This window comes from Bacillus vallismortis, assembly GCF_004116955.1.
Classification (GTDB): domain Bacteria; phylum Bacillota; class Bacilli; order Bacillales; family Bacillaceae; genus Bacillus; species Bacillus vallismortis.
The window spans coordinates 2712303-2727546 of sequence record NZ_CP026362.1 but is presented as its reverse complement, the minus strand read 5'-3'; the positions used below and the strand labels follow the sequence as shown (position 1 = coordinate 2727546).

10 protein-coding genes are annotated in these 15244 nt (G+C 51.0%); all 10 read left to right on the top strand.

All coding sequences use genetic code 11. The features are described 5' to 3' along the window. The first annotated feature begins 16 nt into the window (after nt 1–16). The 10 genes from yesS (at nt 17) to BV11031_RS14560 (ending at nt 15201) form a co-directional block, all read left to right on the top strand. Entirely contained in the window at nt 17–2302 is a 2286-nt protein-coding gene (gene yesS, locus BV11031_RS14605; RefSeq protein WP_010329149.1) for a transcriptional regulator YesS, read from the top strand. A gap of 13 nt (nt 2303–2315) precedes the next feature. Beyond that, nucleotides 2316–3014 carry a rhamnogalacturonan acetylesterase gene (locus BV11031_RS14600; protein ID WP_082246318.1) on the top strand — a complete coding sequence of 233 codons (699 nt, stop codon included), beginning with the start codon at nt 2316–2318 and terminating at the stop codon, nt 3012–3014. Next, a complete protein-coding gene (locus BV11031_RS14595; RefSeq protein ID WP_010329151.1) occupies nt 3007–3669 on the top strand; it encodes a YesU family protein in 663 nt (220 codons plus the stop codon). The genes BV11031_RS14600 and BV11031_RS14595 overlap by 8 nt, the downstream gene beginning before the upstream one ends. Then, entirely contained in the window at nt 3666–4292 is a 627-nt protein-coding gene (locus tag BV11031_RS14590; RefSeq protein WP_010329152.1) for a YesL family protein, read from the top strand. Before BV11031_RS14595 ends, BV11031_RS14590 begins: the two co-directional genes overlap by 4 nt. A 138-nt stretch (nt 4293–4430) precedes the next feature. Further along, nucleotides 4431–6275 carry a rhamnogalacturonan lyase gene (gene rhgW / locus BV11031_RS14585; protein ID WP_010329153.1) on the top strand — a complete coding sequence of 615 codons (1845 nt, stop codon included), beginning with the start codon at nt 4431–4433 and terminating at the stop codon, nt 6273–6275. A 47-nt stretch (nt 6276–6322) separates the two neighbouring features. Continuing rightward, a complete protein-coding gene (rhgX, locus tag BV11031_RS14580) occupies nt 6323–8161 on the top strand; it encodes a rhamnogalacturonan exolyase (protein WP_041952553.1) in 1839 nt (612 codons plus the stop codon). A 137-nt stretch (nt 8162–8298) separates the two neighbouring features. Next, on the top strand, nt 8299–8952 hold the full coding sequence (locus BV11031_RS14575; protein WP_010329155.1) for a rhamnogalacturonan acetylesterase: 654 nt from the start codon (nt 8299–8301) through the stop codon (nt 8950–8952). Between the two features lie 5 nt (nt 8953–8957). Further along, the gene (locus tag BV11031_RS14570) at nt 8958–10952 is read left to right on the top strand and encodes a beta-galactosidase (RefSeq protein WP_010329156.1); all 1995 of its coding nucleotides are present in this window, start codon (nt 8958–8960) and stop codon (nt 10950–10952) included. 44 nt (nt 10953–10996) lie between these two features. Continuing rightward, a complete protein-coding gene (locus BV11031_RS14565) occupies nt 10997–13570 on the top strand; it encodes an exo-rhamnogalacturonan lyase family protein (protein ID WP_010329157.1) in 2574 nt (857 codons plus the stop codon). Between the two features lie 122 nt (nt 13571–13692). Continuing rightward, nucleotides 13693–15201, top strand: a complete 1509-nt coding sequence (locus BV11031_RS14560; RefSeq protein WP_010329158.1) for an extracellular solute-binding protein — start codon at nt 13693–13695, stop codon at nt 15199–15201. Nucleotides 15202–15244: the final 43 nt, after the last annotated feature.

Sequence of the window (15244 nt, the reverse complement as noted above, 5' to 3'; positions counted from 1 at the left end):
CGGCGGGGGGAAAGGGATGAAAAAACAGCCTCAACAGAAGGAACGGGTTTCACGCTGGAAGGGAACGTATTTCAAAAGAAACTTTGTCTTCATTTTGGTGATTGCCTGTATTCCCGGATTGCTGACTGGCGGCGCTATCTATTTTCTTTCGATCGATAAGGTGGAGAAGGAACTGCAGAGGTCGCATGAAACACAGGTGGCGCGGGAAGTCAGCCGGATGGATGAAAAGCTCGGCGTGCTGGAGCTGACTCTCACCCAGATGGCATACGATTCTTCGCTGATGAATGGATTGGCAGAAAAGGATTTGGAGAAAGATTATACATTCTCCTATCAATTAACGAAAAAGCTGTTTCTTTTACGGGACCAGCAGCCGCTGATCGAGCAGGCTTCCATCTTTCTGAACAGCCCCCGGCCTCTTGTGTTGAGTCCCGAATACAGCCCTTTGACAGAACAGGAGACGCTTCGCCACTATCGCTCGCTGCTTGCCTCGGACAACAGCATTTATTGGGAGCGATATGGAAATCAGGCGATGCTGATCCAGCTCATTCCGGGCTCGGCGGAGAAACCGTTCGGCGCGATCATGCTGGCGGTTGATCAGAAAGAAATGGAGTCGATCCTGCAAAGCTTGTCCCCTTATCCTGATGGCAGTGCCCTGCTTCTGGATCAAAATCGGGAAGTGCTTTTTCATGAAGGAGAAAAGGATATAGAAAAGACTTTAATTGAAGAGGTGAAAAAACGGCCGGACCGGAAAGGCCATTTTCAGATGGAATGGGAGGGCAAGGTGTATTCTGTCTCATTTGGAAAACTGAACCGCATGCATCAGCAGTGGACCTTTGTGTCAGCGGCGCCTCTTTCAGCTATTACAGCGCCGATGGTGTTTTTATCAAAAGTGATCATCACCATGCTTGTCATTTGCATCGGCTTAGCGGTCTGCATGACGTGGTACGCTTCAAAAAAAATCTATCGTCCTATTCAGCATTTGCTTGGCCTGTTTACCGGCGGAGAGAAGAAAACGTGGCAGGTGTCCGGGGAGGATGAATTCAAGTGGATTGAAAAGAGATGGCATGACCTATCCCTTGAAAGCCGGAAGCTTCAAGAGCAGCTTCTGCGGCAGACGCCCCATATGAAAAAAAGTTTTTTGCAGCATCTCTTGCAGGGCGATTTTTATTATGAAAACGAGGCAAGTCTCAGATCACGAATGGGAGAGGCTGGATGGAACATCGGAGAAAAAAAGTTTCAGGTGCTTGATCTTCAGGTGACAGGCCTCCGCTGTGAAACAAGCATCTTTCGGCCTGATGATGAACAGCTCGCTGTATTTACTCTGACCAATCTCGCCGAGGAGCTTGCGGCAAAACACTGTTTTCAGCCCTCCATTCTTGATGTCGGCCGGCTTTCCGTCACCGTGCTTGTAATGAAAACAAACAGAGGTGATCTGAAGGCGTATGTAACGGACTTAGCACACCAATTTTGTGATGTAACCGGTTTACACCTGACCGGGACGATGAGCAGAAAGACGGAGCTCATCTCGGAAATCCCTTCATTATATCAGGATGTGAAAAGCGGCAAATCCCACAGGCAGTTTGCTAACCGGCATCAGGTGATTGATTTGCAGACAAACTTCCCTCAGGATGAGCAGTCGGCCCCTTATTACCCTTTTGAGTTGGAAAAACAAATTGTTCAGGCCATCCGGCTGGAAAGAAAACAGGAAGCCGGGGAACTGATTCGTATCTGCATGGAGGAACTGGCGGAGAAGACGGCCATAGACAGACATGTGCACTCCGCCCTGATACAGCTGCTTTCCCGCATTCAGGAGGATATTTTGCACTCCGGGCTCAATCCGAGCGAACTGTTTCAATGCCGGGAGCTGCTTCTTGAAATTTCAGAATTGCGCGAACCATATGAGGCGGCGGCCTGGCTGATGGATGCTGTCGTTACGCCTTACCTATCCAAGCTTGAGGGCAGAAAAAACAGACACCAGAAGCAGCTGGCGGATCGTGTGATCGCCATGATTCACGAACAGTATATGGCGGATATTTCGCTGGAAAGCTGTGCCGATGAGCTTGGCATGAATTCATATACGTTAAGCAAGGCGTTTAAGCAAGTAACCGGCATTAATTTTATTGATTATGTAACCCAAATCAGAATTGAAAAGGCGAAAGAGCTGCTGGTGAATACGGATAAAAAAATACTTGATGTATCAGAAGAAGTCGGCTATCGCCACAATTACTTTAATCGGATTTTTAAAAAACAAGTCGGCGTGCCGCCGGGTGTCTTCAGGCAAATGTATCAGGAAACGCCGTGAAAGGAGAGAACATGTGATGGAAAAAGCGATTCAAGTGTTTTTAGCGGGGGATTCCACCGTGAGTGACTGCCCGCCTCATGAAGCGCCAATGGCGGGGTGGGGCCAGGTATTCGGGCAATTGTTTTCTGAAGATGTGAAGGTGCACAATCACGCCAAAGGAGGGGCGAGCACCTATTCTTTTGTGGAGGAGGGAAGGCTTCAGGCAATTGCCGAGCGCATCACACAAGGAGATTATTTGTTTATTCAATTCGGCCACAATGACCAAAAACCCCGGGGGACGAAGCCGTACTCCACATTTCAGCAATTTCTCACCCTGTTTGTCGATACGGCCCGCGAAAAGGGAGCGCATCCTGTGTTCGTCACATCAGTGCAGCGCCGCCGTTTTGATGAAAACGGGCGGATCGAGCATACACTTGGCGAGTATCCTGATGCGATGAAAGCACTGGCGAAGGAGCTTGATGTGCCTGTGATCGACCTGCTGGCGAAAACAAAGGTGCTGTATGAAACATACGGGCCGGAGAAGTCGAAGCGATTGTTCGTTTGGCTTCAGCCGAATGAACATCCGAATTATCCGGACGGCATTGAAGACAATACGCATTTTTCAGAAGAAGGGGCGAAGGAGGTTGCGAAGCTTGTGGCAGAAGGCATTGAAGAACTCGGCCTTCCGCTGAAGGATCATCTTGTGAGCCGGGAGGGAAAAGAATATGTATAAGGAAGGCGCGTGCCTGTACCGCAATCCGCTCCGGTCAGCAAGCGATGTGAAGGATTGGCGGATGGAGGGAGGCGGACAGATCTCTTTTGGCGATCATCGCTTACACCTGTCGCATGTTCAGGACGAAGCGCACTTTGTCTATTGGTGCCCGGAAACGTTTCCGGACGGCATCATTGTGACGTGGGACTTCTCCCCGATTGAGCAGCCTGGACTGTGTATGCTGTTTTTTTCCGCTGCGGGGATTGGCGGCGAGGATTTGTTTGATCCAAGTCTCAAGAACAGGACGGGAAAGTACCCCGAATATCATTCAGGGGATATCAACGCGCTTCACCTATCGTATTTCCGCAGAAAATACGCGGAGGAAAGAGCGTTCCGCACCTGCAATTTAAGAAAAAGCTACGGTTTCCATCTCACCGCGATGGGAGCCGATCCGCTTCCTTCTCCAGACGACGCTGATTCTCCGTACCATATGAAGCTCATCAAAGACAAAGGCTATGTGCACTTTTCAATTAATGATCTGCCCATTCTTGAGTGGACGGACGACGGCAGCACATATGGGCCTCTGTTAACAAAAGGGAAAATCGGGTTCCGGCAGATGGCGCCCATGAAAGCGGCTTATCGAGATTTTGCCGTGCATCAAGCGGTGAGAAGATGAAAACAACGGTAACGGATGCGCTCTATGCGGGCTGCGAAGCGGTGGTGAAAATCGCGTGGCTCAACGGGCTGTGGCTATTGTTTACGCTCTTGGGCGGCGTTCTTTTCGGGTGGGCGCCGAGTACAGCCGCAATGTGTGCCGTCATACGGAAATGGCTGATGGGGCAAAAGGATATCCCGGTGTTTCCGTTATTTCTTGATACCTACAAAAAAGAGTTTCTCAAGGTCAATGCGATTGGTTTGGCGTTTGCGGCTCTTTTGCTCATATTGTCCGCGAATTATCATTATTTTTCTGCCAGTACGGATTGGCTGTCCTTTGCCGTAACAAGCTGCACGTTGCTTGCTGGGTTTTTGTATATCATTGCCCTAATGTATGTGTTTCCCCTTTACGTGCACTACCAGCTCCCGCTCCGTAAATATATTCCGCAAGCGCTGCTGTTTGGCGCCATGCGGCCGATGACAACCGGCTGTATGCTGATCGGATGTGGATTTGTCCTTTATTTGCTGTATACGCTCCCGGGCTTGATCCCCTTTTACGGCCCTTGTTTATTTGGGCTAGTGTCGATGTTTTTTGCTTTCAGAGGGTTTCAAAAGACGGAGGCCCAGCACCGCCAAGCCGGGTAACAAAAAAGTGCCAGTTTCGCAAAAAAGTGCAGTGTCTGAATAAGGCGGATGCAAAAAAGTGAAATTGAAGGCAGCTCATACAGCGCATAAAATCCAATTTAAGTAAGCGCTTACAAATAAATGAGAAGGAGCTGTCTGATGAACACACGAAGGAAACGCATGTTTACCGCTGTTACACTGCTGGTCTTGTTGGTGATGGGAGCCTCTGTATGTCCTGTGAAAGCTGAAGGGGCAGCCCGGCAGATGGAAGCGTTGAACCGGGGGCTTGTGGCGGTCAAGACGGATGGCGGGATTTTTGTCAGCTGGCGGTTTCTTGGCACTGAAAACGCATCTGTTTCGTTCAATGTGTACAGAGACGGGCAAAAGCTGAATGCTTCACCTGTCAAAACCACGAATTATGTGGATAAAAACGGATCGGCTGGCTCAACGTATACGGTGCGGGCTGTCGTAAAAGGAACCGAACAGGCGGCTTCTGAAAAAGCCTCTGTATGGGCGCAGCCGTATCATTCGGTCCCGCTGGATAAACCGGCTGGCGGCACGACGCCAAAGGGCGAAGCTTACACGTACAGCGCCAATGACGCCAGTGTTGGCGATGTGGATGGAGATGGGCAATACGAGCTGATCCTGAAATGGGACCCGTCAAATTCAAAGGACAACTCACAGGATGGCTATACGGGTGACGTGTTGATTGACGCGTATAAACTGGACGGAACGAAGCTATGGCGGATCAATCTCGGCAAAAACATCAGAGCGGGAGCGCATTACACCCAGTTTATGGTGTATGACCTTGATGGTGACGGAAAAGCGGAAGTGGCGATGAAAACGGCGGACGGGACAAAAGACGGCACGGGCAAAGTGATTGGTAATGCCAACGCTGATTACAGAAATGAACAGGGGCGTGTGCTCTCAGGGCCGGAATACTTGACGGTGTTTCAAGGTGCAACCGGGAAAGAGCTTGTTACAACAAACTTTGAACCGGCCCGCGGCAAAGTGTCGGATTGGGGGGACAGCTACGGCAACCGGGTGGACCGGTTTCTAGCTGGGATTGCCTACCTCGACGGACAGCGGCCGAGCTTGATTATGACGAGAGGGTATTATGCAAAGTCCATGATTGTTGCCTATAACTTCAGAGGCGGTAAACTTTCAAAGCTATGGACATTTGATTCCTCGCAGCCGGGAAATGAAGCGTTTGCCGGACAGGGGAATCACAGCCTGAGCATCGCCGATGTTGACGGAGACGGGAAAGATGAGATCATCTTCGGCTCAATGGCTGTAGACCATGACGGCAAAGGCATGTATTCGACTGGCTTGGGACACGGGGATGCCCTCCATACCGGGGATCTTGATCCGAGCCGGCCGGGTCTGGAGGTATTCCAGGTACATGAGGATAAAAACGCGAAATACGGCTTATCCTTCCGTGATGCGGCAACCGGTAAAATCCTTTGGGGCGTTCATGCGGGCAAGGATGTAGGCCGGGGCATGGCTGCTGATATCGACCCGCGTTATCCGGGACAGGAAGTATGGGCAAACGGTTCTCTTTACACAGCGAAAGGGATCAAAATCGGAAGCAGTGCCCCGTCCTCGACGAACTTCGGCATCTGGTGGGACGGCGATCTGCTGCGGGAACAGCTGGACAGCAACCGGATCGATAAGTGGGATTATCAAAACGGCGTATCGAAAAATGTCCTGACTGCATCAGGCGCGGCCGCCAACAACGGCACAAAAGCAACACCGGCGCTTCAGGCTGATCTGCTTGGGGACTGGCGCGAGGAAGTGGTGTGGAGAACAGAGGACAGCAGTGCGCTGCGCATTTACACGACGACCATCCCGACTGAGCATAGGCTGTACACGCTGATGCACGATCCTGTGTACCGGCTTGGCATCGCTTGGCAAAATGTCGCGTACAACCAGCCGCCGCATACAAGCTTCTTTTTAGGTGACGGCATGGCGGAACAGGCAAAACCGAATATGTATACACCTTAACAGAAAGGGGGGAAGGAACGGGCTGCGCGCAGCCCGTTCCCTCTAAAATGAAACCAAAAAAGAGGCAGATGGAATACTTGACCAGAGGTTTAATTGCGGTCAAGACAGAGCAGGGCGTGTTTGTCAGCTGGCGTTTTCTCGGTACGGATCATGAGACGACGGCTTTTCACCTTTATCGGGATGGAACGCGGATCACCCGCAAGCCGATCGCGGACAGCACCAATTTTCTTGATCAAAATGGAACGGCGGACGCTGTTTACCAGGTGGCGGCTGTCAATAAAGGGCGGGAAGAAAAGCTTTCCAAAGAAGCTCCCGTCTGGCGGGAAAATGTCCTGAAGGTCCCGCTTAACAAACCGGAAGGCGGTGTGACGCCGGACGGAAAGCCTTACACCTATAGCGCCAATGATGCCAGTGTCGGGGATGTGGACGGGGATGGAGAATATGAAATCATCCTGAAGTGGGACCCGTCCAATTCAAAAGACAACGCCCATGACGGATATACCGGGGACGTGCTGATAGATGCCTATAAACTGGACGGCACCTTTTTGTGGCGCATCAATCTCGGCAGAAACATTAGAGCGGGCGCGCATTATACCCAGTTTATGGTGTATGACCTAGACGGTGACGGAAAAGCAGAAATCGCCATGAAAACAGCCGACGGCACAATAGACGGGAAAGGACACATCATTGGCGATGAGCATGCCGATTTTAGGAACGAACAGGGCAGAATCCTGTCCGGTCCGGAATATTTAACGGTGTTTAAAGGAGAAACCGGTGAAGCGCTCACGACCGTGGAATATGAACCGCCCCGCGGAAAGCTGGAGGATTGGGGAGATGGCTACGGCAACAGGATGGACCGTTTTCTCGCCGGGATCGCTTATTTGGACGGGGAGCGCCCGAGCCTTGTGATGGCGCGCGGCTACTATACGAGAGCGGTACTCGTGGCATACGATTTCAGAAAAGGAAGGCTCAAAAAACGCTGGCTATTTGATTCCAATCAGCCGGGCCATGAAGCGTACGCAGGACAGGGCAACCACAGCTTGAGTGTGGCGGACGTTGACGGAGATGGGAAGGATGAAATCATTTACGGCGCCATGGCGGTTGATCATGACGGCACAGGCTTGTATACAACGGGGCTCGGACACGGAGACGCGATGCATGTAGGGGATTTGGATCCTTCCCGAAAAGGGCTTGAAGTATTTCAGGTTCATGAGGATGCCACCAAGCCGTACGGTCTGTCGCTGCGTGATGCCGGAACCGGCGAGATTTTGTGGGGCGTTCATGCCGGAACTGACGTCGGCAGGGGCATGGCGGCTCATATCGACCCAAACTACAAAGGCTCGCTCGTCTGGGGAATCGATCCGCCGGGCAATGACGGAATGTCATACGGCCTTTTTACCAGTAAAGGAGAGAAAATCAGCGACAAAGCCCCGGCCTCAGCCAATTTCGCCATCTGGTGGGACGGCGACTTGGTCAGGGAATTGCTCGATCATGACTGGGATGGAACGGTCGGCAGGCCAAAGATTGAGAAATGGGATGCTGAAAACCGCTGCCTGAAGACGATTTTTCAGCCGGAAGGCGTGCTGTCCAACAACGGGACAAAAGGAAACCCTGTTCTTCAGGCCAACCTGTTCGGCGATTGGCGGGAAGAAGTGATATGGAGAAACGAAGACAGCAGCGCGCTTTGCATCTATACAACGACACAACTCACTGGCCACCGCTTGTACACGCTTATGCACGATCCTGTGTACCGGCTCGGCATCGCCTGGCAGAACACCGCCTACAACCAGCCGCCGCACACGGGCTTTTATCTTGGAACGGGAATGAAAAAACCGCCGAAGCCCGCCCTGTACATAGCGGGCAGCAAAGCGGAGGCGCCGCTATAGGAGGATACAAATCAAAGGCTGAACAATACGGCAAGATGACGTAGCTAAGAGCAGGAAGACCAAAGATCGGTTTTTTCAAGGAAAAAGCCGTCCAGATTGATGCCAGTTGAAATGAAAAAAACGAGGGGGAATGAGAAATGGAAAATCACATTTATCTTGCTGGAGATTCGACGGTTCAAACGTATGGAGACAGCACAAATCAAGGGGGCTGGGGGCAGTTTCTCGGCTCGCATCTGCCGGAGCATATTCAGGTGATCAACAGAGCGATCGGGGGAAGAAGCTCGAAAACGTTTGTGGAAGAAGGCAGGCTTCAGGCGATTCTGGATGTGATTGAGCCGGATGACTGGCTGTTTGTGCAGATGGGCCACAATGACGCGTCGAAAAATAAGCCGGAGCGCTACACCGAGCCCTATACAACCTACAAACAATATTTAAAACAGTATATCGCAGGCGCGCGGGAAAAAGGCGCCCATCCGCTGCTCATCACTCCTGTAGCCCGCTTTCATTACGAGAACGGCGTGTTTTTGAACGACTTTCCTGATTATTGCATTGCCATGAAGCAGACGGCTGCTGAGGAGAATGTCCGGCTCATTGATCTCATGGAGAAAAGTCTCGCTTTCTTTACCGAGAAGGGTGAGGAAAAGGTGTACACCTATTTTATGGTATCGGAAGGAATAAACGATTACACGCATTTTACAAAGAAAGGCGCAAATGAAATGGCGAAACTTGTGGCAAAAGGCATCAAGGAGCTCGGCCTGCCATTGACAGAATCGATCATCAAAGAAGGGTGAAGAATGTGAGGAGAAAACTGTATCACGGCGCTTGCTATTACCCGGAATTATGGGATGAGGAAACGATTCAGCAGGACATTGACAAGATGCGTGAAGTTGGCGTGAATGTTGTGCGGATCGGCGAGTTTGCCTGGTCTGTCATGGAGCCGGAAGAAGGGAAAATTGACGTCGGTTTTTTTAAAGAGATCATCACCCGGCTGTATGACAACGGCATCGACACGATCATGTGCACGCCGACGCCTACACCGCCGATTTGGCTGTCTCACGGCCGGCCGGAGCGCATGCATGTAAATGAAAAAAGAGAGGTCATGGGGCATGGCTCCCGTCAGCATGCTTGTACGAACAACCCGTATTTCCGAAAAAAAGCCGCCATTATTACCACAAGCATCGCCAAGGAGCTTGGCGAGCTCCCGGGACTGATCGGCTGGCAGCTAGACAATGAGTTTAAATGCCATGTTGCAGCATGCATGTGTGAGACGTGCTTGCACTTATGGCATGACTGGCTCAGAAACCGCTATGGCGTGATTGAGCGGTTAAACGAGGCATGGGGAACCGATGTGTGGAGCGAAACGTATCAGGCGTTTGAGCAGGTGCCGCAGCCCGGGCCGGCCCCGTTTCTGCATCACGCCTCTCTAAGCACAATGTATCAGCTGTTTTCGATGGAGATGATCGCTTCATTTGCGGATGAACAGGCCAAAATGATTCGCTGCTATTCGGATGCGCCGATCACGCATAACAGCTCTGTCATGTTTAGCGTGGACAATGAGCGGATCTTTCAGAATCTCGATTTTGTCTCCTATGATACGTACGCTTCGCAGGAAAATGCCTCCGCCTTTTTACTGAACTGTGATTTGTGGAGGAATTTGAAACAAGGGCGCCCGTTCTGGATTTTAGAAACGAGTCCGTCGTATGCCGCCTCGCTCGAAAGCTTTGCTTTTCCGCATGCCGATGGGTATTTACAGGCCGAAGCCGTATCTTCCTATGCCTTAGGAAGCGAGGGTTTTTGCTATTGGCTGTGGCGCCAGCAGCGTTCAGGAAGCGAGATTTCACACGGTTCGGTTCTCAGTGCCTGGGGTGAGCCGGCCGTGGGCTACCAGAATGTACTGGCGGTCGAACGGGCAAGAAAGGAGATCGAATCAATCATTCTATCGACAGAACCTGTTCAAGCCGAGGTGGCGATGACATACTCCGACAGAGCAAAAGCCTTTATTAAAACAGAGCCTCATCGGGGACTCCAGCACCGTTCACTTGTGACGCATTTTTATGAGCGTATTCTCCATACTGGGATTCACCGTGACCTTATTCCGGAAGGCGTTCCGCTGGACGGCTACCGCTTGCTGTTTACGCCATTTGTGCCGTTTCTGTCTTCCGAATTTATCAACAAAGCTTCAGCATTCGCTGAAGCGGGAGGCATTTGGATCGCTGGGCCGCTGACAGGAGGGCGCACAAGCGAGCATACAATTCATACCGCTTGCGGCCTTGGTGAGCTTGAGAAAACAGCCGGGATCAAAACGCTGTATACCTTTCCAATGAACGAAGATGTGAATACCGGAAAAGCGTTTGGCATCACGGCGCCGCTCGGGCTGTGGAGCGCGGTATTTGATACAGAGAGCGGAAATGCTCTTGGCACGGTTGAGTCAGGACCGGGATCAGGCCATGCTTTTTTGACAGAACGAAAGCACGGCAAGGGGAAAATCGTTATGCTCGGCTCGCTTCCATCAGGGAAAGAAGGGGATGCGATGCTGGAAGCGCTCGTCAGGCATTACGCGGCTGAAGCGGCCATTTCCGTCCGGTCGGATGTGACACCCGGCACAATCGTTGCCCCGCGCAAAGGCGATCATGGCCTTGTGTGGATCATCGTCAATATGGATGGAAAAGGCGGAAGCGTAACATTGCCGGAAGCGGGAACGGATTTGTTGGCGAACCGTTCGGAAAAAGCGGGGAGGCTGGCGGTCGGACCGCATGAATACCGTGTGATTCAGTTTGACAATCACAGCTGATTCTTTGCATCGAATCAGCTTTTTTCTATGGAAGGAGAGAACTGATGAAAAAAATCAAATGGTTATCAGAACAGCCAAAGGTGACAAGCGGTGTGACGTGGGGCGTGCCATGGAAAAAAGGAGAATTGAAACAAGCAGACTGTCTGGTGCTTGTGAATGAAAATGCGGAAAATCAATATGTACAAAGCGAACCGTCCGCCTATTGGCCGGACGGGAGCATCAAGTGGACGAAACACGCGGCAGTGTTTGGAGAACAGGAGCATCAAAGCTATACAGTGCAAAAAGGCGAAGTCCCGGAGCCAGACGAAACGCTCAGCATCAATGAGTCAAAGCATGACATCCAAGTGGATACAGGAACGCTCATTTGTACCATTCATAAAACAGGCTCGGATCTCTTTCAATCCTTGCAGATCAACGGAAAGCCGATCGCCGCAGGCGGGAGGCTCGTTGCTATAAGAGAAACGAGACGGGAGTCGGCGGCGGAAACGGTTCTTTTTCATGAAGCGTCTGTCAGCCTTATCAAACGTGCGGCGATAGAGAAGCAAGGCCCTGTCAAAGCGGTAATCAAAATAGAGGGTGTGCATGTCCTTCAAAAAATAAATGAGGAATGGCTGCCGTTTGTGGTTAGATTGACGTTTTACGCCGGGCTTTCTGAGATCGGCATCGTGCATACGCAGCTGATCGACAGGAATGGCAAACAAGAATTCGTGAAAGGGCTCGGTATAGCATTTGATCTTTGTTTCGAAGGGGAGCCGTACAACCGCCATTTCCGTTTTGCGGGAGAGAAAGGGATATACAAAGAACCCGCCCAGCTGTTTGGTACACGGAAATTCAATGAACGGTATCCGCTTTATGAAAACCAAATCAATGGCGAAACCCTGTCTCCAAGTGAAGAGCATAAGGAATGGTTCGCTCACGGCACACAAAACGCGGTGTGGAACGATGTCAAGCTTGTTCAGGATTCCAGCGATCATTACAGCCTGTCAAAACGGACCGGAAAAGATTATGCGTGGGTCGGCATGCTGCATGGCAGCCGGGCGAAGGGGCTCTTTTATGCAGGCGGCGAAAACGGCGGCATTGCCCTCGGCCTGCGGTCTTTTTTTGAGAAATATCCGTCAGCATTGGAAATCACAGGCCTTGCCGGCGGCCACCCAAAAATGACTGTCTGGCTTTGGCCTCCGGACGGAGAAGCGATGGATTTGCGGCATTATACAGGAAACACCCATGTGGCCAGCGCATATGAAGGCTTTGATGAAATGCGTTCTGATCCGACCGGCATTGCCAACACAAATGAAATCAGCCTGGCGTGCTTTTCGCACATGCCGTCTGACGAAGTCCTCAATGCGCTCGCTGACAAATGGCAGGCGCCGCCGCTCATTGTATGCGAGCCGGAAGTCTATTACGAATCAAAGGCGCTCGGGGTTTGGAGTGTCATTGATACATCCCATCCGCTCAAAAAAGAGCTGGAAGAACAGCTCGACGCCGCCTTTCGATTTTACAAAAAGGAAGTAGAGCAGCGCAGGTGGTACGGGTTTTGGCATTATGGCGATGTCATGCATACGTATGATCCGATTCGGCATATGTGGCGGTATGATCTCGGCGGATACGCATGGCAAAACAATGAGCTCGTTCCGACTTTATGGCTGTGGCAGGCGTTTTTCCGCTCAGGCCGAGAGGACATCTTCCGCATGGCGGAAGCGATGACCCGCCATACGAGCGAAACGGACAGCTTTCACCTTGGGGAATACGCAGGTCTTGGCTCACGGCATAACGTGGTGCACTGGGGATGCGGCTGCAAGGAAGCAAGGATCAGCATGGCCGGCCTTTATAAATTTTATTATTATCTGACGGGAGATGAGCGGACGGGAGATTTGTTGACAGAAGTGAAGGACGCCGATTACGCCCTCGTCAAAACCGATCCGATGCGCGCTTTTTACGAGAAAGGCAAGCATCCGACCCATGCCAGAACGGGACCTGACTGGGCGGCATTTTGCTCGAATTGGCTGACAGAATGGGAGCGAACCGGGAATCCAGATTATCTACACAAAATCCAAACGGGCATCAGCTGCCTGAAGCGGCTGCCGCTTCGCCTATTATCCGGCCCGACATTTGAATATGATCCGGCGACCTCGATGCTTCATCACATGGGCGACGGCATAGCAGGCGGATACCATATGATGATCGCCTTTGGCGCGCCGCAAGTATGGATGGAGCTGGCTCAGCTTCTTGATGACCGGGAATGGGAGGAAATGCTGAGTGAATTCGGCGAATTTTACACACTCAGTGATGAAGAAAAACGGAAACGAAGCGGAGGTGCGCTGCATGACGGGCATTTTCATTGGCCGATGTTCGCGGCTGCCATGACAGCCTATGCCGCGAGAAACAAACAGGATCAGAAGCTCGCCGCCAAAGCATGGAATCTTTTGCTCGATGACAAGCTGAGCCATACACCGCTTCCGATCAAACCAGAGTGTATTGAGACGTGGACGCAGCTGGAGGAGCTCCCATGGGTGACGACGAACACCGTCTCGCAATGGTGTTTAAACGTCATAGCGGCGCTGGAATTAATCGGAGATGCCCTGCCGGCAAAAAAAGAGACATCCGGCAAAAAAGGATAACAGCCGGAATTTCATAGGAGAATTGGTGCAAAAAATGAAGGTTGCAAGAATTTATGTAAGCGCTTTATATTAGAAGGGGCAAAGGGGAATTGCAAAATGAGAAAAAGGGGGACTTATGCATCATGAAAAATAGAATACGAACAAAATGGCTGGCCTTGCCGCTCGCTGCCATGATGATCGCCGGATGCAGCAATTCGGAAACATCCAATTCAGCAAGCGGCTCGAAAGACACGATCAAAATCATGGCGCCGCTCTTATCGCCGGAAAGCCCGAGTGAAAAGAGCCCATCACTAAAAGCACTGGAGAAATACACAGGCAAAGAGATTCAGGTCACATGGGTGCCTGATTCATCTTACAACGACAAATTCAATATCGTCATGGCTTCTGGAGAGATGCCTCATGCGATTGTGATAAAAGATAAATCAGCAGGCTTTATCAAGTCTGTCAAAGCAGGGGCATTTTGGGAGCTGTCTCCTTATTTAAAAGACTATAAGAATTTAAGTCAGGCAGATGAACAGATTTTAAAGAACAGCTCGGTGAATGGAGAGGTATACGGGATCTACAGAACGAGGGACCTGATCAGAGCGTGTATGATCATCAGAACCGACTGGCTTGAAAACGTCGGTTTGGATATGCCGGAAACGCTTGATGATTTCTATGAAGTGCTGAAAGCCTTTAAGGAAAAAGATCCTGACGGAAACGGCAAGGATGATACGTACGGCATGGTCGTGCCGAAATGGATGGGGCTTGGCAACGGAAGCCCGTGGGATGTTCTGCAAATCTGGTTTGGCGCCCCGAACCGCTACGGCGTTGAAAACGGAAAGCTGATTCCTGATTTTACAACGAAGGAATACATGGAGGCGCTCACGTTTTTTAAAAAGCTATATGACGAGGGTTTGATTAATAAGGACTTTGCGGTCATGGATTCAGCGAAGTGGAATGATCCGGTTGTGAAAGGAAAAGCGGGTGTCATCGTTGATACCGGCTCCAGAGCGTCTCAAATCCAAAGCGCGATGGAGGAAGCGGATGAGTCGAACAAGGATGTGATTGATATCGTCGGATCGCTTGAGGGGCCGAATGGCAAGCGCACCTTCCCGACATCCGGTTACTCAGGGATGATCGCGATACCAAAAACAAGCGTCAAAACCGAAAAAGAGCTGAAAGAGGTGCTGTCCTTCCTAGATAAGATGAACGATAAAGAAGCGCAGATTCTCACAAACAACGGAGTGGAGGGACGCAATTACGAGCTCAAGGACGGCGTATTCACCTCACTTGAAAAAAACAACAAATCTCTCCTGTATGAGCATGAAGGCTTGGCACAGTTCAGCATGTCGATTCCGAAAAGCGAGTATTACATCGAAGACCAGAAAACAAAGCTCTTCCAGCATCGCAAGGACATCATCACCGAAGGAGAAAAAATAGCCGTCTTTAACCCGGCTGAGTCGCTTGTATCTGATGTCTATACCCAAAAAGGAGCCCAGCTTGACAACATCATTCTCGACGCGAGAACACAATTTATTATCGGAGAAATTGATGAAAAAGGATTCGAGGATGCGGTGGAGCTTTGGAAAAACAGCGGCGGCAATGACCTGATGAAGGACTTAAACAAATTGTATCAATCATCAAAATAAACCGATGCGCCTGCCGTATGGCGGGCGCGCCGGTATCACGAAA

Bases quoted from the DNA above. Each gene is read 5' to 3' on its own strand.
- yesS (WP_010329149.1), top strand. From the start codon at position 17: ATGAAAAAACAGCCTCAACAGAAGGAACGGGTTTCACGCTGGAAGGGA.
- BV11031_RS14595 (WP_010329151.1), top strand. From the start codon at position 3,007: ATGTATAAGGAAGGCGCGTGCCTGTACCGCAATCCGCTCCGGTCAGCA.
- BV11031_RS14590 (WP_010329152.1), top strand. From the start codon at position 3,666: ATGAAAACAACGGTAACGGATGCGCTCTATGCGGGCTGCGAAGCGGTG.
- rhgW (WP_010329153.1), top strand. From the start codon at position 4,431: ATGAACACACGAAGGAAACGCATGTTTACCGCTGTTACACTGCTGGTC.
- rhgX (WP_041952553.1), top strand. From the start codon at position 6,323: ATGAAACCAAAAAAGAGGCAGATGGAATACTTGACCAGAGGTTTAATT.
- BV11031_RS14575 (WP_010329155.1), top strand. From the start codon at position 8,299: ATGGAAAATCACATTTATCTTGCTGGAGATTCGACGGTTCAAACGTAT.
- BV11031_RS14565 (WP_010329157.1), top strand. From the start codon at position 10,997: ATGAAAAAAATCAAATGGTTATCAGAACAGCCAAAGGTGACAAGCGGT.
- BV11031_RS14560 (WP_010329158.1), top strand. From the start codon at position 13,693: ATGAAAAATAGAATACGAACAAAATGGCTGGCCTTGCCGCTCGCTGCC.